Here is a 22,102-nt window from a genome sequence, read left to right on the forward strand (position 1 = left end):
CTGTGACGAACGACGAAAAGATCGTCGAGTATCTCAAGCGCGCGACCGTGGACCTGCGCAAGGCCCGGCACCGCATCTGGGAGCTGGAGGACGAGCCCATCGCGATCACGTCGATGGCCTGCCACTTCCCGGGCGGGATCGAGAGTCCGGAGCAGCTGTGGGAACTCCTGTCCGCCGGAGGCGAGGTGCTTTCCGAGTTCCCCGACGACCGCGGCTGGGACCTGGACGAGATCTACCATCCTGACCCGGAACACAGTGGGACGAGCTACGTCCGTCACGGCGGTTTCCTGGATCATGCGACGCAGTTCGACACGGACTTCTTCGGTATCTCGCCGCGTGAGGCGTTGGCGATGGACCCGCAGCAGCGGTTGCTGCTGGAGACGTCCTGGCAGCTTTTCGAGCGCGCAGGAGTCGATCCCCATACGCTGAAGGGAAGCCGGACCGGAGTATTCGTCGGCGCCGCACACATGGGTTATGCGGACAGGGTGGACACTCCGCCGGCGGAGGCCGAGGGCTACCTGCTGACAGGGAACGCCTCGGCCGTTGTCTCCGGGCGTATTTCCTACACCTTCGGCCTTGAGGGGCCTGCGGTGACGGTGGACACGGCGTGCTCGTCGTCGCTGGTGGCGCTGCACCTGGCGGTGCAGGCGCTGCGCCGTGGCGAGTGCTCGCTGGCGGTCGTCGGTGGTGTGGCCGTCATGTCGGACCCGAAGGTCTTCGTCGAGTTCAGCCGGCAGCGCGGACTGGCCAGGGACGGCCGGTCCAAGGCTTTTGCGGCGTCAGCGGATGGTTTCGGCTTCGCCGAGGGAGTTTCGCTGCTCTTGCTGGAGCGGTTGTCGGATGCGCGGCGGTTGGGTCATCGGGTGTTGGCGGTGGTGCGGGGGAGTGCGGTCAATCAGGATGGTGCGTCCAATGGTCTGGCGGCGCCGAATGGTCCGTCGCAGCAGCGGGTGATTCGTGCGGCGTTGGCTGACGCGGGTCTGGCTCCTGCCGATGTGGATGTGGTGGAGGCGCATGGTACGGGGACGCGGTTGGGTGATCCGATCGAGGCTCAGGCGTTGCTGGCGACGTATGGGCAGGGGCGTACCAGTGGGCGTCCGGTGTGGCTGGGGTCGGTGAAGTCGAACATCGGTCATACGCAGGCGGCGGCCGGTGTGGCTGGTGTGATGAAGATGGTGCTGGCTCTGGAGCGGGGTGTGGTGCCGAAGACGTTGCACGTGGATGAGCCGTCTCCGCATGTGGACTGGTCGACCGGTGCGGTGGAGTTGCTGACTGAAGAGCGGCCGTGGGAGCCGGAGGCTGAGCGTCTTCGTCGGGCAGGCATTTCCGCCTTCGGTGTCAGTGGCACGAATGCGCATGTGATCGTGGAGGAGGCACCTGCGGAACCGGAACCGGAGCCGGAGCCGGGAACTCGTGTGGTTGCTGCCGGTGATCTGGTGGTGCCGTGGGTGGTGTCCGGGCGGGATGCGGGGGCGTTGCGTGCACAGGCGGCACGCTTGGCTGCGCATGTGTCGAGCACGGGTGCGGGTGTGGTTGATGTGGGCTGGTCGTTGGTGGCCACGAGGTCGGTGTTCGAGCACCGGGCGGTGATGGTCGGCACTGATCTTGATTCCATGGCGGGGTCGTTGGCCGGGTTTGCTGCGGGTGGGGTTGTGCCGGGGGTGGTGTCGGGTGTGGCTCCGGCTGAGGGTCGTCGTGTGGTGTTCGTCTTTCCTGGTCAGGGTTCGCAGTGGGTGGGGATGGCGGCTGGGTTGCTGGATGCGTGTCCGGTGTTCGCGGAGGCGGTGGCGGAGTGTGCCGCGGTGCTGGACCCGTTGACCGGTTGGTCGCTGGTCGAGGTGTTGCGCGGTGGTGAGGCTGTTCTTGGGCGGGTTGATGTGGTGCAGCCGGCGTTGTGGGCGGTGATGGTGTCACTGGCTCGGACCTGGCGGTATTACGGTGTGGAGCCTGCTGCGGTTGTGGGGCATTCGCAGGGTGAGATTGCTGCGGCTTGTGTGGCTGGGGGGTTGAGTCTGGCCGATGGTGCGCGGGTGGTGGTGTTGCGGAGCCGGGCGATCGCCCGGATCGCCGGTGGGGGCGGCATGGTCTCCGTCAGTCTCCCGGCCGGCCGTGTCCGCACCATGCTCGACACCTACGGCGGCCGGTTGTCGGTGGCTGCGGTCAACGGCCCGTCCTCGACCGTGGTGTCCGGTGACGCCCAGGCCCTGGATGAGTTGTTGGCCGGCTGTGAGCGGGAGGGGGTCCGGGCTCGTCGTGTCCCGGTGGACTATGCCTCCCACTCCGCGCAGATGGACCAGTTACGCGATGAGCTGCTGGAAGCGCTGGCGGACATCACTCCGCAACACTCCAGCGTTCCGTTCTTCTCGACGGTGACGGCGGACTGGCTGGACACGACCGCTCTGGATGCGGGGTACTGGTTCACGAATCTGCGGGAGACGGTCCGGTTCCAGGAAGCCGTCGAAGGGCTTGTGGCTCAGGGGATGGGCGCGTTCGTCGAGTGCAGCCCACACCCCGTCCTCGTCCCCGGTATCGAGCAGACCCTCGACACCGTGGAAGCCGATGCTGTGGCGCTGGGTTCGCTACGGCGTGATGAGGGCGGCCTGGGACGGTTCCTCACGTCCCTCGCGGAAGCCTTCGTCCAGGGCGTCCCGGTCGACTGGTCCCGCACCTTCGAGGGTGCGAGCCCCCGCACCGTCGACCTGCCCACCTATCCCTTCCAACGGCAACGTTTCTGGTTGGAGGGATCCCCGGCGTTGTCTTCGAACGGCGTCGAGGGTGAGGCGGACGTCGCGTTCTGGGATGCGGTCGAGCGCGAGGACTCGGCGGTTGTAGCCGAGGAGTTGGGGATCGACGCCAAGGCTCTGCACATGACATTGCCGGCCTTGTCGTCGTGGCGGCGGCGTGAGCGGCAGCGTCGGAAGGTGCAGCGCTGGCGTTACCGGGTGGAGTGGAAGCGTCTCCCGAATTCGCGGGCACAGGAGTCGCTGCAGGGCGGCTGGTTGCTCGTCGTCCCGCAGGGCCGTGCCGGCGATGTCCGCGTCACTCAGTCGGTGGCGGAGGTGGCGGCCAAGGGTGGTGAAGCCACGGTCCTGGAGGTCGACGCCCTGCATCCCGACCGCGCAGCATACGCCGAGGCCCTCACCCGGTGGCCGGGTGTGCGGGGTGTGGTGTCGTTCCTGGCGTGGGAGGAGCAGGCCCTTGCCGAACACCCCGTTCTGTCTGCGGGTCTGGCGGCATCGCTGGCGTTGGCCCAGGCGTTGATCGATGTCGGCGGGTCCGGTGAGTCGGCGCCGCGTCTGTGGCTGGTCACGGAAGCTGCCGTCGTGATCGGTGCTGCCGACACCGGTGCGGTGATCGACCCCGTACACGCGCAGCTGTGGGGCTTCGGCCGTGTCCTTGCTCTGGAACACCCCGAATTGTGGGGCGGGCTGATCGACCTGCCCGCTGTGGCAGGCGAGCCTGGTTCGATTACCGACCACGCGCATGCCGACCTACTGGCCACGGTCCTGGCCACGATGGTGCAGGCTGCTGCCCGAGGCGAGGACCAGGTCGCGGTCCGGACGACCGGTACTTACGTACCCAGGCTGGTGCGTTCAGGCGGCAGTGCACACTCGGGTGCGCGGAGGTGGCAGCCGCGCGACACCGTACTGGTCACCGGCGGGATGGGACCGCTGACCGCCCACATCGTCCGTTGGCTGGCTGACAACGGTGCCGACCAGGTAGTACTCCTGGGAGGTCAGGGAGCAGACGGCGAGGCCGAGGCGCTGAGGGCCGAGTTCGACGGGCACACGACGAAGATCGAACTCGCGGACGTGGACACCGAGGACAGCGACGCGCTGCGGTCCTTGCTCGACCGCACGACCGGCGAACACCCGCTGCGCGCGGTCATCCATGCGCCGACCGTGGTCGAGTTCGCCTCGGTGGCCGAGTCGGACCTGGTGCGATTCGCCCGCACCATCAGCAGCAAGATCGCCGGCGTCGAGCAGCTCGACGAGGTGCTGAGCGGCATCGACACGGCGCACGACGTGGTCTTCTTCTCCTCCGTCGCGGGCGTCTGGGGAAGCGCGGGGCAGAGCGCCTACGCGGCGGGCAACGCCTTCCTCGACGCCGTCGCCCAGCACCGCCGTCTGCGCGGACTGCCCGGTACGTCGGTGGCCTGGACTCCGTGGGACGACGATCGATCCCTTGCCTCCCTCGGTGACTCGTACCTCGACCGACGAGGACTGCGAGCACTGTCCATACCCGGCGCGCTCGCCTCCCTCCAGGAAGTGCTCGACCAGGACGAGGTCCACGCCGTGGTGGCGGATGTCGACTGGGAGCGGTTCTACGCCGGCTTCAGTGCCGTCCGGCGCACTTCCTTCTTCGACGACGTGCACGACGCCCACCGGCCGGCCCTGTCCACGGCTGCGACCAACGACGGACAGGCCCGGGACGAGGACGGCGGTACGGAACTCGTACGACGTCTGCGTCCGCTGACCGAGACGGAGCAACAGCGAGAGCTCGTGTCGCTCGTCCAGAGTGAAGTCGCTGCCGTCCTAGGCCACTCCTCCACCGACGCGGTCCAGCCACAGCGCGCGTTCCGAGAGATCGGGTTCGACTCACTGACAGCGGTCCAGCTCCGGAACCGGCTTACGGCCACCACGGGCATGCGCCTTCCGACAACGCTGGTCTTCGACTACCCGACCACCAACGGACTCGCCGAGTACCTGCGCTCCGAACTGTTCGGTGTGTCCGGCGCACCAGCTGACCTCTCCGTCGTCCGGAACGCGGATGAGGAGGACGACCCCGTCGTCATCGTGGGGATGGCCTGCCGGTTCCCGGGCGGGATCGATACGCCGGAAGCCTTCTGGAAGCTGCTCGAAGCGGGCGGCGATGTCATCTCCGAACTTCCGGCCAACCGCGGCTGGGACATGGAGCGACTCCTGAACCCGGACCCCGAGGCGAAGGGCACCAGCGCCACACGCTACGGCGGTTTCCTCTACGACGCCGGGGAGTTCGACGCCGCCTTCTTCGGTATCTCGCCGCGTGAGGCGTTGGCGATGGACCCGCAGCAACGGCTGCTGCTGGAAACCGTCTGGGAGCTCATCGAGAGCGCCGGCGTGGCGCCCGACTCGCTCCACCGGAGCCGGACCGGCACGTTCATCGGCAGCAACGGCCAGTTCTACGCACCGCTGCTGTGGAACTCCGGCGGTGATCTGGAGGGCTACCAAGGCGTGGGCAACGCCGGCAGCGTCATGTCCGGCCGCGTCGCCTACTCCCTCGGTCTTGAGGGGCCTGCGGTGACGGTGGATACGGCGTGTTCGTCGTCGCTGGTGGCACTGCACCTGGCGGTGCAGGCGCTGCGCCGTGGCGAGTGCTCACTCGCCATAGCCGGCGGTGTGACGGTGATGTCCACACCGGACAGCTTCGTTGAGTTCTCACGGCAACAGGGCCTTTCCGAGGACGGCCGTTGCAAGGCGTTCGCGAGCACAGCCGATGGTTTCGGCCTCGCCGAGGGCGTTTCGGCGCTGTTGGTGGAGCGGTTGTCGGATGCGCGGCGGTTGGGTCATCGGGTGTTGGCGGTGGTGCGGGGGAGTGCGGTCAATCAGGATGGTGCGTCGAATGGGTTGACGGCGCCGAATGGTCCGTCGCAGCAGCGGGTGATTCGTGCGGCGTTGGCTGACGCGGGTCTGGCTCCTGCTGATGTGGATGTGGTGGAGGCGCATGGTACGGGGACGCGGTTGGGTGATCCGATCGAGGCTCAGGCGTTGTTGGCGACGTATGGGCAGGGTCGTGCGGGTGGGCGTCCGGTGGTGTTGGGGTCGGTGAAGTCGAACATCGGGCATACGCAGGCGGCGGCTGGCGTGGCTGGTGTGATGAAGATGGTGCTGGCGCTGGAGCGGGGTGTGGTGCCGAAGACGTTGCATGTGGATGAGCCGTCACCGCATGTGGACTGGTCGGCTGGTGAGGTGGAGTTGGCGGTTGAGGCGGTGCCGTGGTCGCGGGGTGGGCGGGTGCGGCGGGCTGGTGTGTCGTCGTTCGGGATCAGTGGCACGAATGCGCATGTGATTGTGGAGGAGGCGCCTGCGGAGCCGGAGCCGGAGCCGGGAACTCGTGTGGTTGCTGCTGGTGATCTGGTGGTGCCGTGGGTGGTGTCCGGGCGGGATGCGGGGGCGTTGCGTGAGCAGGCGGCCCGGTTGGCTGCGCACGTGTCGAGCACGGGTGCGGGTGTGGTTGATGTGGGGTGGTCGTTGGTGGCCACGAGGTCGGTGTTCGAGCACCGGGCGGTGATGGTCGGCAGTGAACTCGATTCCATGGCGGAGTCGTTGGCTGGCTTCGCTGCGGGTGGGGTTGTGCCGGGGGTGGTGTCGGGTGTGGCTCCGGCTGAGGGTCGTCGTGTGGTGTTCGTCTTTCCTGGTCAGGGTTCGCAGTGGGTGGGGATGGCGGCTGGGTTGCTGGATGCGTGTCCGGTGTTCGCGGAGGCGGTGGCGGAGTGTGCCGCGGTGCTGGATCCGGTGACGGGTTGGTCGCTGGTCGAGGTGTTGCGCGGTGGTGGTGAGGCTGTTCTTGGGCGGGTTGATGTGGTGCAGCCGGCGTTGTGGGCGGTGATGGTGTCACTGGCCCGGACCTGGCGGTATTACGGTGTGGAGCCTGCTGCGGTTGTGGGGCATTCGCAGGGTGAGATCGCTGCGGCTTGTGTGGCTGGGGGGTTGAGTCTGGCCGATGGTGCGCGGGTGGTGGTGTTGCGGAGCCGGGCGATCGCCCGGATCGCTGGTGGGGGCGGCATGGTCTCGGTCGGTCTTTCAGCTGAGCGTGTCCGCACCATGCTCGACACCTACGGTGGCCGGGTTTCGGTCGCGGCGGTCAATGGCCCGTCCTCGACCGTCGTGTCCGGTGACGTCCAGGCCCTGGATGAGTTGTTGGCCGGTTGTGAGCGGGAGGGTGTCCGGGCTCGTCGTGTCCCGGTGGACTATGCCTCCCACTCCGCGCAGATGGACCAGTTACGCGATGAGCTGCTGGAAGCGCTGGCGGACATCACTCCGCAACATTCCAGTGTTCCGTTCTTCTCGACGGTGACGGCGGACTGGCTGGACACGACCGCTCTGGATGCGGGGTACTGGTTCACGAATCTGCGGGAGACGGTCCGGTTCCAGGAAGCCGTCGAAGGGCTCGTGGCTCAGGGGATGGGCGCGTTCGTCGAGTGCAGCCCGCACCCCGTCCTCGTCCCCGGTATCGAGCAGACCCTCGACGCCCTCGACCAGAACGCCGCCGTACTCGGCTCCCTGCGGCGTGACGAAGGCGGCCTGGACCGACTCCTCACATCCCTCGCGGAAGCCTTCGTCCAAGGCGTTCCCGTCGACTGGACCCACGCCTTCGAAGGCATGACCCCCCGCACCGTCGACCTGCCCACCTACCCCTTCCAACGACAGCACTACTGGCCCAAGCCCGCACCGGCCCCCGGCGCGAACCTGGGCGACGTGGCGTCCGTGGGCCTCACCGCGGCCGGCCACCCCCTTCTGGGCGCGGTCGTGGAGATGCCCGACTCCGACGGGTTGGTGCTCACCGGGCAGATCTCCCTGCGGACCCATCCCTGGCTCGCCGACCACGAGGTGCTCGGATCGGTGCTCCTGCCGGGCACCGCGTTCGTCGAGCTTGCCGTCCAGGCCGCCGACCGCGCCGGTTACGACGTACTGGACGAGCTGACGCTGGAGGCGCCCCTCGTGCTCCCCGACAGGGGCGGCATCCAGGTGCGTCTGGCCCTCGGGCCGTCCGAGGCAGACGGACGCCGGTCCCTCCAGCTGCACAGCAGGCCGGAGGAGGCTGCCGGGTTCCACCGCTGGACGAGGCACGCGAGTGGATTCGTCGTTCCCGGCGGTACCGGGGCGGCGCGGCCCACCGAGCCGGCCGGCGTGTGGCCGCCCGCAGGTGCCGAGCCGGTCGCTCTCGCATCGGACCGGTACGCCCGGCTCGTCGAGCGCGGCTACACCTACGGCCCCTCCTTCCAGGGGCTGCACACCGCATGGCGCCACGGGGACGACGTGTACGCGGAAGTGGCGCTGCCAGAAGGAACACCGGCCGACGGCTACGCCCTGCATCCGGCCCTGCTGGACGCGGCGGTCCAGGCCGTCGGACTCGGCTCGTTCGTCGAGGATCCCGGCCAGGTGTACCTGCCGTTCCTCTGGAGCGACGTGACGCTGCACGCGACCGGGGCCACGTCCCTGCGGGTGAGGGTTTCACCGGCCGGTCCCGACACCGTTGCGCTGGCCCTCGCCGACCCGGCCGGGGCGCCGGTGGCCACGGTGGGCGCCCTCCGTCTGCGTACGACGTCCGCGGCGCAGCTCGCCCGTGCGCGCGGGAGCGCGGAACACGCGATGTTCCGCGTGGAGTGGGTGGAGGAGGGCTCGGCCGCGGACCGGTGCCGGGGCGGCGCGGGCGGGACGACGTACGAGGGGGAACGCGCCGCCGAGGCCGGGGCCGCCGCTGGTACCTGGGCCGTACTCGGCCCCCGGGTGCCGGCCGCCGTCCGGACGATGGGCGTGGATGTCGTCACCGCCCTCGACACGCCGGACCACCCCGCGGACCCGCAGAGCCTCGCGGACCTGGCGGCGCTCGGGGACACCGTTCCCGACGTGGTCGTCGTGACCAGCCTCCTGAGCCTCGCCTCCGGAGCGGATTCCCCCCTAGGGAACCGGCCCCGGCCGACCGCCGCCGAGCAGGACACCGCCGCCACGGTCGCCGGCGTCCACAGCGCACTCCACGCGGCCCTGGACCTGGTGCAGGCATGGCTGGCCGACGAACGCCACACCGCCTCCCGGCTGGTGCTCGTCACCCGGCACGCGATGACCGTCGCCGAGTCCGACCCCGAGCCTGACCTGCTCCTCGCCCCGGTGTGGGGACTCGTGCGGTCCGCCCAGGCCGAGAACCCCGGCCGCTTCGTGCTCGCCGACATCGACGGCGACGAGGCATCCTGGGATGCTCTGCCCCGAGCCGTCGCCTCGGCCGCATCGGAGGTGGCGATACGGGCCGGCGCCGTGTACGTACCGCGGCTGGCCCGCGCCACGGACGAGGGACTGGTCGTGGCCGACGAGGCTGCGGGGCCCTGGCGGCTGGACGTCACGGAAGCGGGCACCCTGGCGAACCTCGCCCTGGTGCCGTGCCCGGACGCCTCCCGCCCGCTGGGCCCCGACGAGGTACGGATCGCCGTCCGTGCCGCCGGGGTCAACTTCCGGGACGTCCTCCTGGCCCTGGGCATGTACCCGGACGAGGGGCTCATGGGCGCGGAGGCGGCGGGCGTCGTCACCGAGGTCGGCGGGGGCGTCACGACGCTCGCGCCAGGTGACCGGGTGATGGGCCTGGTGACCGGTGGATTCGGGCCGGTGGCCGTGACGCACCACCGGATGCTCGTACGGATGCCGCGTGGCTGGTCCTTCGCCGAGGCCGCGTCGGTGCCGGTGGCGTTCCTGACCGCGTACTACGCCCTGCACGACCTGGCAGGCCTGCGCGGCGGCGAGTCGGTGCTGGTGCACTCCGCTGCGGGCGGTGTCGGCATGGCGGCCGTGCAGTTGGCACGGCACTGGGATGCCGAGGTGTTCGGCACCGCGAGCAAGGGCAAGTGGGACGTTCTCGCGGCGCAGGGCCTCGACGAGGAGCACATCGGCTCGTCCAGGACGACCGAGTTCGAGCAGCGCTTCCGCGCGACCAGTGGTGGGCGCGGGATCGATGTCGTCCTGAATGCCCTCTCGGGTGACTTCGTCGACGCCTCGGCGCGTCTCCTGCGCGAGGGCGGCCGGTTCGTCGAGATGGGCAAGACCGACATCCGTACCGACCTCGGCGTCGTCGGGGCGGACGGCGTCCCGGACATCCGGTACGTCGCCTTCGACCTCGCCGAGGCGGGTGCCGAGCGGATCGGGCAGATGCTCGACGAGATCATGGCGCTCTTCGACGCCGGTGTCCTGCGGTTGCCGCCGTTGCGCGCCTGGCCGGTGCGGCGCGCCCACGAGGCACTGAGGTTCGTCAGCCAGGCACGTCATGTGGGCAAGGTCGTCCTCACCGTCCCGGCCGCGCTCGACGCCGAGGGAACCGTGCTGATCACCGGGGCGGGCACGCTGGGAGCCCTGGTCGCCCGCCACCTCGTCACCGAGCACGACGTCCGCCGGCTGCTGCTGGTCAGCCGCAGCGGCGTCGCCCCCGACCTGGCGGCCGAACTCGGTGCGCTGGGCGCCGAGGTCACGGTGGCGGCCTGCGACGTCGCCAACCGCAAGGCGCTCAAGGCCCTCCTGGAGGACATACCGCCCGAGCATCCGGTCACGGGCATCGTTCACACGGCCGGCGTGCTCGACGACGGTGTGGTGTCCGGGCTCACCCCTGAACGGGTGGACACCGTCCTCAAACCCAAGGTGGACGCGGCCCTGACCCTGGAGTCAGTGATCGGCGAACTGGACCTCGACCCGGCCCTGTTCGTGATCTTCTCATCGGCAGCGAGCATGCTGGGCGGGCCCGGCCAGGGCAGTTACGCCGCGGCCAATCAGTTCCTGGACACCCTCGCCCGACACCGGGCGCGCCGCGGGCTCACCTCCGTGTCACTCGGCTGGGGGCTGTGGCACGAGGCCAGCGGTCTCACCGGCGGCCTGGCCGACATCGACCGTGACCGGATGAGCCGGGCGGGGATCGCGCCCATGCCGACCGACGAGGCCCTGCACCTGTTCGACAGGGCAACGGAACTCGGCGATCCGGTACTCCTGCCGATGCGCCTGAACGAGGCCGCGCTGGAGGACCGGGCCGCGGACGGAACACTGCCGCCGCTGCTGAGTGGTCTGGTCCGGGTGCGGCACAGGCCGTCGGCGCGGGCAGGTACCGCGACCGCCGCCCCCGCCACCGGCCCCGAGGCGTTCGCCCGGGAGCTGGCGGCGGCACCGGACCCACGTCGTGCCCTGCGCGACCTCGTCCGCGGCCACGTCGCCCTGGTGCTCGGACACAGTGGCCCCGAGGCCATCGACGCCGAACAGGCCTTCCGGGACATCGGTTTCGACTCCCTGACCGCAGTCGAACTCAGAAACCGGCTGAACGCCGAGACCGGCCTCCGCTTGCCCGGCACGCTCGTGTTCGACTACCCCAACCCGAGCGCGCTCGCCGATCACCTGCTCGAACTCCTCGCTCCCGCGACACAACCCACCGCAGCCCCGCTGCTCGCCGAACTGGAACGGGTGGAACAACTCCTGTCTGCGGCCGCGTCACCCGGCGGACCGGCATCCGCGGTGGACGAGGAGACGCGCACGCTCATCGCCACACGGCTGGCCACCCTTGCCTCGCAGTGGACACACCTCCCGGTCGGTTCGCCGGGCAACGCGGACAACCGCAGCGGCCCCGGCGAGTCCGGGCAGGCCCAGGAATCCGGAGCAACCGGGGAGCACACGGCGGCGTGGACGTCGGACGACGATCTCTTCGCCTTCCTCGACAAGCGGTTGGAGACGTGATGGCCGCCGGCCGAGTCAGCGAGTCCTTTCGTCCTTCTGCTGGGGAAAACGACGCACCGGGAGGTTTTGGTGGCTGAGGCGGAGAAGCTGCGCGAATACCTGTGGCGCGCCACGACCGAACTCAAGGAGGTCAGCGATCGACTCCGCGAGACCGAGGAACGGGCCCGAGAGCCGATCGCCATCGTGGGAATGAGCTGCCGGTTCCCCGGCGGCGGCGACGCCACCGTCAACACGCCCGAACAGTTCTGGGACCTGCTGAACAGCGGCGGTGACGGCATCGCGGGTCTACCCGAGGACCGCGGGTGGGACTTGGGGCGCCTGTACGATCCCGATCCGGACCGGGCCGGTACGTCGTACGTGCGTGAGGGCGGTTTCCTGTACGACTCGGGGGAGTTCGACGCCGCCTTCTTCGGGATCTCGCCGCGTGAGGCGTTGGCGATGGACCCGCAGCAGCGGTTGCTGCTGGAGACGTCCTGGGAGGCATTCGAGAGCGCCGGTATCAAGCGCGCCGCTCTGAGAGGCAGCGACACCGGCGTGTACATCGGCGCGTGGAGCACCGGCTATGCCGGCAGCCCCTACCGCCTGGTCGAAGGCCTGGAAGGCCAGCTCGCCATCGGCACCACACTAGGGGCCGCTTCGGGGCGTGTTGCTTACACGTTCGGTCTTGAGGGGCCTGCGGTGACGGTGGATACGGCGTGTTCGTCGTCGTTGGTGGCGTTGCATCTGGCGGTGCAGGGGTTGCGGCGGGGTGAGTGTTCGCTGGCGTTGGTGGGTGGGGTGACGGTGATGTCGTCGCCGGTGACGTTGACGACGTTCAGTCGGCAGCGGGGTTTGTCGGTGGATGGGCGGTGCAAGGCGTTCGCGGCTTCGGCGGATGGTTTTGGTGCTGCCGAGGGTGTGGGTGTGTTGTTGGTGGAGCGGTTGTCGGATGCGCGGCGGTTGGGTCATCGGGTGTTGGCGGTGGTGCGGGGGAGTGCGGTCAATCAGGATGGTGCGTCGAATGGGTTGACGGCGCCGAATGGTCCGTCGCAGCAGCGGGTGATCCGTGCGGCGTTGGCTGACGCGGGTCTGGCTCCTGCTGATGTGGATGTGGTGGAGGCGCATGGTACGGGGACGCGGTTGGGTGATCCGATCGAGGCTCAGGCGTTGTTGGCGACGTATGGGCAGGGGCGTGCGGGTGGGCGTCCGGTGTGGCTGGGGTCGGTGAAGTCGAACATCGGGCATACGCAGGCGGCGGCCGGTGTGGCTGGTGTGATGAAGATGGTGCTGGCGCTGGGGCGGGGTGTGGTGCCGAAGACGTTGCATGTGGATGAGCCGTCACCGCACGTGGACTGGTCGGCCGGTGCGGTGGAGTTGCTGACTGAAGAGCGGCCGTGGGAGCCGGAGGCTGAGCGTCTTCGTCGGGCAGGCATCTCCGCCTTCGGTGTCAGTGGCACGAACGCGCATGTGATCGTGGAGGAGGCGCCTGCGGAACCGGAGCCGGAGCCGGGAACTCGTGTGGTTGCTGCCGGTGATCTGGTGGTGCCGTGGGTGGTGTCCGGGCGGGATGCGAGGGCGTTGCGTGCACAGGCGGCACGCTTGGCTGCGCACGTGTCGGGTGTAAGTGCGGTCGATGTGGGCTGGTCATTGGTGGCCACGAGGTCGGTGTTCGAGCACCGGGCTGTTGCGATCGGCAGTGAACTCGACTCCATGGCGGGTTCGTTGGCCGGCTTCGCTGCGGGTGGGGTGGTGCCGGGGGTGGTGTCGGGTGTGGCTCCGGCTGAGGGTCGTCGTGTGGTGTTCGTCTTTCCTGGTCAGGGTTCGCAGTGGGTGGGGATGGCGGCTGGGTTGCTGGATGCGTGTCCGGTGTTCGCGGAGGCGGTGGCGGAGTGCGCTGCGGTGCTGGATCCGGTGACGGGTTGGTCGCTGGTCGAGGTGTTGCAGGGCAGGGACGCGACTGTTCTTGGGCGGGTTGATGTGGTGCAGCCGGCGTTGTGGGCGGTGATGGTGTCACTGGCTCGGACCTGGCGGTATTACGGTGTGGAGCCTGCTGCGGTTGTGGGGCATTCGCAGGGTGAGATTGCTGCGGCTTGTGTGGCTGGGGGGTTGAGTCTGGCCGATGGTGCGCGGGTGGTGGTGTTGCGGAGCCGGGCGATCGCCCGGATCGCTGGTGGGGGCGGCATGGTCTCCGTCAGCCTGCCGGCCGGCCGTGTCCGCACCATGCTGGAGGAGTTCGACGGCCGGTTGTCGGTGGCTGCGGTCAATGGCCCGTCCTCGACCGTGGTGTCCGGTGACGTCCAGGCCCTGGATGAGTTGTTGGCCGGTTGTGAGCGGGAGGGTGTCCGGGCTCGTCGTGTCCCGGTGGACTATGCTTCCCACTCCGCGCAGATGGACCAGTTACGCGATGAGCTGCTGGAGGCGCTGGCGGACATCACTCCGCAGGACTCCAGTGTTCCGTTTTTCTCGACGGTGACGGCGGACTGGCTGGGCACGACTGCCCTGGGTGCGGGGTACTGGTTCACGAATCTGCGGGAGACGGTCCGGTTCCAGGAAGCCGTCGAAGGGCTTGTGGCTCAGGGGATGGGCGCGTTCGTCGAGTGCAGCCCGCACCCCGTCCTCGTCCCCGGTATCGAGCAGACCCTCGACGCCCTCGACCAGAATGCCGCCGTATTCGGCTCGCTGCGGCGTGACGAAGGCGGCCTGGACCGGTTTCTCACGTCCCTCGCGGAAGCCTTCGTCCAGGGCGTTCCCGTCGACTGGTCCCGCGCCTTCGAAGGCGTGACCCCTCGCACCGTCGACCTGCCCACCTACCCCTTCCAACGACAGCACTACTGGTTGATGGCGGAAGAGGCACCGGTCTCTCAGCCCCCTCACTCGGAGAACAGCTTCTGGTCGGTAGTGGCCGATGCGGATGCCGAGGCTGCTGCTGAACTTCTGGGTGTCGATGTAGAGGCAGTCGAGGCTGTAATGCCGGCGTTGTCTTCGTGGCACCGGCAGAGCCAACTTCGTGCCGAAGTCAACCAGTGGCGCTACGACGTTGCGTGGAAGCGTCTGACCACCGGGGCGCTGCCCGAAAAGCCGGGCAACTGGCTCGTCGTGACTCCAGCAGGAACCGACACCACGTTCGCTGAGTCGTTGGCGAGGACGGCAGCCGCAGAACTGGGCGTATCCGTCAGCTTTGCGCAGGTGGACACTGCTCATCCTGACCGGTCGCAATACGCGCATGCGCTGCGTCAAGCCCTGACCGGCCCGGAGAACGTCGATCACCTCGTGTCCTTGCTGGCCCTGGACCAGGCCACTGACGACCTCGCCGCCGCACCTTCCTGTCTTGCCGCGTCGCTGGTGTTGGCGCAGGCGTTGGTTGATCTTGGCCGGGTTGGTGAGGGGCCGCGGTTGTGGCTGGTGACGCGGGGTGCGGTGGTTGCTGGTCCTTCGGATGCCGGTGCGGTGATTGATCCGGTACAGGCGCAGGTGTGGGGTTTCGGGCGTGTTCTGGGTCTGGAGCATCCCGAGTTGTGGGGTGGGCTGATCGACCTGCCGGTGGGGGTTGATGAGGAGGTGTGCCGGCGGTTCGTGGGTGTTGTGGCGTCGGCTGGTTTTGAGGATCAGGTGGCGGTGCGTGGTTCGGGTGTGTGGGTGCGTCGTCTGGTGCGTGCTGTGGTGGATGGTGGTGGGGGTGGTTGGCGGCCGCGTGGGACGGTGTTGGTCACGGGTGGTCTTGGTGGTTTGGGTGCGCATACGGCCCGGTGGTTGGTGGGTGGTGGGGCGGATCATGTGGTTCTTGTGAGCCGTCGTGGTGGCAGTGCGCCTGGTGCTGGGGATCTGGTGCGGGAGCTGGAGGGGTTGGGCGGGGCTCGGGTGTCGGTGCGGGCCTGTGATGTGGCTGATCGTGTGGCGTTGCGGGCGTTGTTGTCGGATCTGGGTGAGCCGGTGACGGCGGTGTTCCATGCGGCTGGTGTTCCTCAGTCGACGCCTTTGGCGGAGATCTCTGTCCAGGAGGCGGCTGATGTGATGGCGGCCAAGGTGGCGGGTGCGGTGAATCTGGGTGAGTTGGTGGATCCCTGTGGTCTGGAGGCGTTTGTGTTGTTCTCCTCCAATGCCGGTGTGTGGGGCAGTGGGGGGCAGGCGGTGTATGCGGCGGCGAATGCGTTTCTTGATGCGTTGGCGGTGCGTCGTCGGGGTGTTGGTCTGCCGGCCACGAGTGTGGCGTGGGGGATGTGGGCTGGTGAGGGGATGGCGTCGGTGGGTGGTGCGGCGCGGGAGTTGTCCCGTCGGGGGGTGCGGGCGATGGATCCCGAGCGTGCTGTGGCGGTGATGGCTGATGCGGTGGGTCGTGGTGAGGCGTTCGTCGCGGTCGCTGATGTGGACTGGGAACGTTTCGTCACCGGTTTCGCTTCTGCCCGTCCCCGTCCGTTGATCAGTGACCTGCCGGAGGTGCGTGCTGTTGTGGAGGGCCAGGTCCAGGGCCGGGGCCAGGGGTTGGGCTTGGTCGGTGAGGAGGAGTCGTCGGGGTGGTTGAAGCGGTTGTCGGGGTTGTCTCGTGTGCGGCAGGAGGAGGAGTTGGTGGAGTTGGTCCGTGCTCAGGCTGCCGTTGTTCTCGGGCATGGTTCCGCGCAGGACGTCCCGGCTGAGCGGGCGTTCAAGGAGTTGGGTTTTGATTCCCTCACTGCTGTCGAGCTACGCAACGGGCTGGCCGCGGCCACCGGGATCCGGCTGCCGGCCACCATGGCATTCGATCATCCCAACGCCACCGCCATCGCACGCTTCCTGCAGTCTCAGCTCCTTCCTGACGCCGAGAGCGAGTCGGCCGTGCCGTCTTCACCGGAAGACGAGGTCCGCCAGGCATTGGCGTCCCTTTCCCTGGACCAGCTGAAAGGCGCTGGGCTTCTTGACCCACTGCTCGCTCTGACACGCCTCCGGGAGATCAACAGCACGGTGCAGAACCCTGAGCCGACCACCGAATCGATCGACGAGATGGATGGCGAGAGCCTGCTGCGCCTGGCGCTCGGCGAAATCGACGGCTGAGCCACTGACCACTGGAGCTGACATGCCTGACCCCACCGCCAAATATGTGGAAGCGCTCCGTGCGTCGCTCAAGGAGAACGAACGCCTGCGCCAACAGAATCACTCGCTTCTCGCCGCCTCCCGTGAAGCGATCGCCATCACGGCGATGAGCTGCCGTTTCGGCGGGGGCATCGACTCGCCCGAAGATCTCTGGCGCTTCCTGGCCGAAGGCCGCGACGCGGTGGCGGGGCTTCCCGAGGACCGCGGGTGGGATCTGGATGCCTTGTATCACCCGGACCCGGAGAACCCCGGCACCACGTACGTCCGGGAAGGCGCGTTCCGGTACGACGCAGCCCAGTTCGATGCGGGGTTCTTCGGGATTTCGCCGCGTGAGGCGTTGGCGATGGACCCGCAGCAGCGGTTGCTGCTGGAGACATCCTGGGAGCTTTTCGAGCGTGCCGATATCGATCCGTACACAGTCAGGGGAACGGCGACGGGGATATTCATCGGAGCCGGACATCAGGGCTATGGTCCCGACCCCAAGAGGGCTCCGGAGAGCGTGGCGGGTTACCTGCTGACGGGAACGGCATCGGCCGTGCTGTCCGGGCGTATTTCCTACACGTTCGGTCTTGAGGGGCCTGCGGTCACGGTGGACACGGCGTGTTCGTCATCGCTGGTGGCACTGCACCTGGCGGTGCAGGCGCTGCGCCGGGGCGAGTGCTCACTCGCCATAGCCGGCGGTGTGGCCGTCATGTCGACCCCGGATGCCTTCGTGGAGTTCAGCCGCCAACAGGGCATGGCAAGAGACGGCCGATGTAAGGCATTCGCCGCGGCAGCGGACGGTATGGGATGGGGCGAGGGAGTTTCGCTGCTCTTGCTGGAGCGGTTGTCGGATGCGCGGCGGTTGGGTCATCGGGTGTTGGCGGTGGTGCGGGGGAGTGCGGTCAATCAGGATGGTGCGTCGAATGGCCTGGCGGCGCCGAATGGTCCGTCGCAGCAGCGGGTGATTCGTGCGGCGTTGGCTGACGCGGGTCTGGCTCCTGCCGATGTGGATGTGGTGGAGGCGCATGGTACGGGGACGCGGTTGGGTGATCCGATCGAGGCTCAGGCGTTGCTGGCGACGTATGGGCAGGGGCGTGCGGGTGGGCGTCCGGTGTGGCTGGGGTCGGTGAAGTCGAACATCGGGCATACGCAGGCGGCGGCTGGTGTGGCTGGTGTGATGAAGATGGTGCTGGCGTTGGGGCGGGGTGTGGTGCCGAAGACGTTGCATGTGGATGAGCCGTCACCGCACGTGGACTGGTCGGCCGGTGCGGTGGAGTTGCTGACTGAAGAGCGGCCGTGGGAGCCGGAGGCTGAGCGTCTTCGTCGGGCAGGCATCTCCGCCTTCGGTGTCAGTGGCACGAACGCGCATGTGATCGTGGAGGAGGCGCCTGCGGAACCGGAGCCGGAGCCGGGAACTCGTGTGGTTGCTGCCGGTGATCTGGTGGTGCCGTGGGTGGTGTCCGGGCGGGATGTGGGGGCGTTGCGTGAGCAGGCGGCACGCTTGGCTGCGCACGTGTCGAGCACGGGTGCGGGTGTGGTTGATGTGGGCTGGTCGTTGGTGGCCACGAGGTCGGTGTTCGAGCACCGGGCGGTGATGGTCGGCACTGATCTTGATTCCATGGCGGGGTCGTTGGCCGGGTTTGCTGCGGGTGGTGTCGTCCCCGGGGTGGTGTCGGGTGTGGCGCCGGCTGAGGGTCGTCGTGTGGTGTTCGTCTTTCCTGGTCAGGGTTCGCAGTGGGTGGGGATGGCGGCTGGGTTGCTGGATGCGTGCCCGGTGTTCGCGGAGGCGGTGGCGGAGTGTGCCGCGGTGCTGGATCCGGTGACGGGTTGGTCGCTGGTCGAGGTGTTGCAGGGCAGGGACGCGACTGTTCTTGGGCGGGTTGATGTGGTGCAGCCGGCGTTGTGGGCGGTGATGGTGTCACTGGCTCGGACCTGGCGGTATTACGGTGTGGAGCCTGCTGCGGTTGTGGGGCATTCGCAGGGTGAGATTGCTGCGGCTTGTGTGGCTGGGGGGTTGAGTCTGGCCGATGGTGCGCGGGTGGTGGTGTTGCGGAGCCGGGCGATCGCCCGGATCGCTGGTGGGGGCGGCATGGTCTCCGTCAGTCTCCCGGCCGGCCGTGTCCGCACCATGCTCGACACCTACGGCGGCCGGGTTTCGGTCGCGGCGGTCAACGGTCCGTCCTCGACCGTGGTGTCCGGTGACGTCCAGGCCCTTGATGAGTTGTTGGCCGGTTGTGAGCGGGAGGGTGTCCGGGCTCGTCGTGTCCCGGTGGACTATGCCTCCCACTCCGCGCAGATGGACCAGTTACGCGATGAGCTGCTGGAGGCGCTGGCGGACATCACTCCGCAGGACTCCAGTGTTCCGTTCTTCTCGACGGTGACGGCGGACTGGCTGGACACGACCGCTCTGGATGCGGGGTACTGGTTCACGAATCTGCGGGAGACGGTCCGGTTCCAGGAAGCCGTCGAAGGGCTTGTGGCTCAGGGGATGGGCGCGTTCGTCGAGTGCAGCCCGCACCCCGTCCTCGTCCCCGGTATCGAGCAGACCCTCGACGCCCTCGACCAGAATGCCGCCGTACTCGGCTCGCTGCGGCGTGACGAAGGCGGCCTGGACCGACTTCTCACATCCCTCGCGGAAGCCTTCGTCCAAGGCGTTCCCGTCGATTGGACCCACGCCTTCGAGGGCGTGACCCCTCGCACCGTCGACCTGCCCACCTACCCCTTCCAACGGCAACGTTTCTGGTTGGACGGTTCGCCGGCATCGTCTGCGAATGGCGTTGACGGTGAGGCGGACGCCATGATCTGGGACGCGGTCGAGCGTGAGGACTCGGTCGCTGTAGCCGAGGAGTTGGGGATCGACGCCGAGGCTTTGCACACGGTGTTGCCGGCCTTGTCGTCGTGGCGGCGGCGTCGGGTGGAGCATCGACGGCTTCAGGACTGGCGTTACCGGGTGGAGTGGAAGCCTTTCCCGGCCGCGCTTGATGAGGTGCTCGGTGGTGGCTGGTTGTTCGTGGTGCCGCGGGGCTTGGCGGATGATGGTGTGGTTGCGCGGGTGGTGGCTGCCGTCACGGCGCGGGGTGGCGAGGTCAGTGTCGTGGAGCTCGATCCGACCCGTCCTGACCGCCGGGCTTATGCGGAGGCTGTCGCGGGCCGTGGTGTGAGCGGGGTCGTGTCGTTCTTGTCCTGGGATGATCGGCGGCACTCGGAGCATCCTGTTGTTCCCGCCGGTCTTGCCGCGTCGCTGGTGTTGGCGCAGGCGTTGGTTGATCTTGGCCGGGTTGGTGAGGGGCCGCGGTTGTGGCTGGTGACGCGGGATGCGGTGGTCGCTGGTCCTTCGGATGCCGGTGCGGTGATTGATCCGGTACAGGCGCAGGTGTGGGGTTTCGGGCGTGTTCTGGGTCTGGAGCATCCCGAGTTGTGGGGTGGGCTGATCGACCTGCCGGTGGAGGCGCCCGAACCTGGCTCGACGTGCGACCACACGTATGCCGACCTGCTCGCCACGGTTGTGGCGTCGGCTGGTTTTGAGGATCAGGTGGCGGTGCGTGGTTCGGGTGTGTGGGTGCGTCGTCTGGTGCGTGCTGTGGTGGATGGTGGTGGGGGTGGTTGGCGGCCGCGTGGGACGGTGTTGGTCACGGGTGGTCTTGGTGGTTTGGGTGCGCATACGGCCCGGTGGTTGGTGGGTGGTGGGGCGGATCATGTGGTGCTTGTGAGCCGTCGTGGTGGCAGTGCGCCTGGTGCTGGGGATCTGGTGCGGGAGCTGGAGGGGTTGGGCGGGGCTCGGGTGTCGGTGCGGGCCTGTGATGTGGCTGATCGTGTGGCGTTGCGGGCGTTGTTGTCGGATCTGGGTGAGCCGGTGACGGCGGTGTTCCATGCGGCTGGTGTTCCTCAGTCGACGCCTTTGGCGGAGATCTCTGTCCAGGAGGCGGCTGATGTGATGGCGGCCAAGGTGGCGGGTGCGGTGAATCTGGGTGAGTTGGTGGATCCCTGTGGTCTGGAGGCGTTTGTGTTGTTCTCCTCCAATGCCGGTGTGTGGGGCAGTGGGGGGCAGGCGGTGTATGCGGCGGCGAATGCGTTTCTTGATGCGTTGGCGGTGCGTCGTCGGGGTGTTGGTCTGCCGGCGACGAGTGTGGCGTGGGGGATGTGGGCTGGTGAGGGGATGGCGTCGGTGGGTGGTGCGGCGCGGGAGTTGTCCCGTCGGGGGGTGCGGGCGATGGATCCCGAGCGTGCTGTGGCGGTGATGGCTGATGCGGTGGGGCGTGGTGAGGCGTTCGTCGCGGTCGCCGATGTGGACTGGGAACGTTTCGTCACCGGTTTCGCCTCTGCCCGTCCCCGTCCGTTGATCAGCGACCTCCCGGAGGTCCGTACCGCCCTGCGGAACCAGGAGCAGGAGCAACTCCACGCCCCCGTCCCCGAGGACCGATCGGCACAGCTTCTGCGGCGGCTGTCCATGCTGTCTCCCGCCGGACGGGAAGCCGAACTGGTGAAGCTCGTCCGTACCGAGGCAGCCGCTGTTCTGGGGCACGGCTCCGCGCAGGACGTCCCGGCCGAGCGGGCGTTCAAGGAGCTGGGCTTCGACTCCCTCACCGCTGTTCAGCTACGCAACAGACTGGCCGCCGCCACCGGCACCAGGCTCCCCGCCAGCGCCGTCTTCGACCACCCCCACGCTGCGGCTCTCGCCAGGTGGCTGCTCGCGGGGATGCGGCATGCCGACGGTGGACACGGTGGTGGGCACGCCGGTGGACCCGGGCCGGACGCCGACGAAGGTCGGTCGGCCGGCGCTGGTCACAGCGGAATGCTGGCCGATCTGTACCGGCGTTCCGCCGAGTTGGGCCGGAGCCGGGAGTTCATCGGGCTGCTGGCCGACACCGCGGCCTTCCGCCCGGTGTTCCACGGGCCGGCGGACCTCGACGCGCCGTTGGAGGCCGTTCCGCTGGCGGACGGGGTGCGCAAACCGCAGTTGATCTGTTGCAGCGGGACCGCGCCGGTCGGCGGGCCGCACGAGTTCGCGCGCCTGGCTTCGTTCTTCCGCGGCACTCGTGCGGTCTCGGCGCTTCCGCTGCCCGGCTACCTGCCCGGTGAGCAGTTGCCCGCGGACCTCGACGCCGTGCTCGCCGCGCAGGCCGAGGCGGTCGAGAAGCAGACCGGGGGTGCGCCGTTCGTCCTGGTCGGCTACTCGGCGGGCGGACTGATGGCCCACGCACTGGCCTGCCACCTGGCCGGGCGCGGCACACCGCCGAGCGGTGAGGTGCTGGTGGACGTCTATCCGCCGGGCCGGCAGGAACCGGTGTTCGGCTGGCAGAAGGAGCTCACCGAGGGCATGTTCGCCCAGGACTTCGTGCCCATGGACGATACGCGGCTGACGGCCCTCGGCACGTACGACCGTCTCATGGGCGAGTGGCGGCCGGCGCCCTCCGGACTGCCCACCCTCCTGATCCGGGCCACCGAACCCATGGCGGAGTGGACCGGGGCCATCGACTGGCGGGCCTCCTGGGAGTACGACCACACCGCCGTCGACATGCCGGGGAACCACTTCACGATCATGCGCGAGCACGCGGAGGACGCGGCCCGGCACATCGACGTCTGGCTGAAGGGGCTCACCCCCTGACACCTGCCCGCACCCTGTG

3 protein-coding genes are annotated in these 22,102 nt (G+C 68.6%); all 3 read left to right on the forward strand.

The genetic code is table 11. The features are described from left to right. Positions 1 to 2 precede the first annotated feature (2 nt). The 3 genes from HB370_RS42110 (at position 3) to HB370_RS31655 (ending at position 22,083) form a co-directional block, all read left to right on the forward strand. Positions 3 to 11,453: a type I polyketide synthase gene (locus HB370_RS42110; RefSeq protein ID WP_244405704.1), complete on the forward strand. Its 11,451-nt coding sequence runs from the start codon at positions 3 to 5 to the stop codon at positions 11,451 to 11,453. 69 nt (positions 11,454 to 11,522) lie between these two features. Beyond that, on the forward strand, positions 11,523 to 16,457 hold the full coding sequence (locus HB370_RS31650; RefSeq protein WP_167513051.1) for a type I polyketide synthase: 4,935 nt from the start codon (positions 11,523 to 11,525) through the stop codon (positions 16,455 to 16,457). A gap of 22 nt (positions 16,458 to 16,479) precedes the next feature. Continuing rightward, positions 16,480 to 22,083 carry a type I polyketide synthase gene (locus HB370_RS31655; RefSeq protein ID WP_167513052.1) on the forward strand — a complete coding sequence of 1,868 codons (5,604 nt, stop codon included), beginning with the start codon at positions 16,480 to 16,482 and terminating at the stop codon, positions 22,081 to 22,083. Positions 22,084 to 22,102: the final 19 nt, after the last annotated feature.

The sequence above is a fragment of the Streptomyces sp. DSM 40868 genome (assembly GCF_011820545.1).
Lineage (GTDB): Bacteria > Actinomycetota > Actinomycetes > Streptomycetales > Streptomycetaceae > Streptomyces > Streptomyces eurythermus.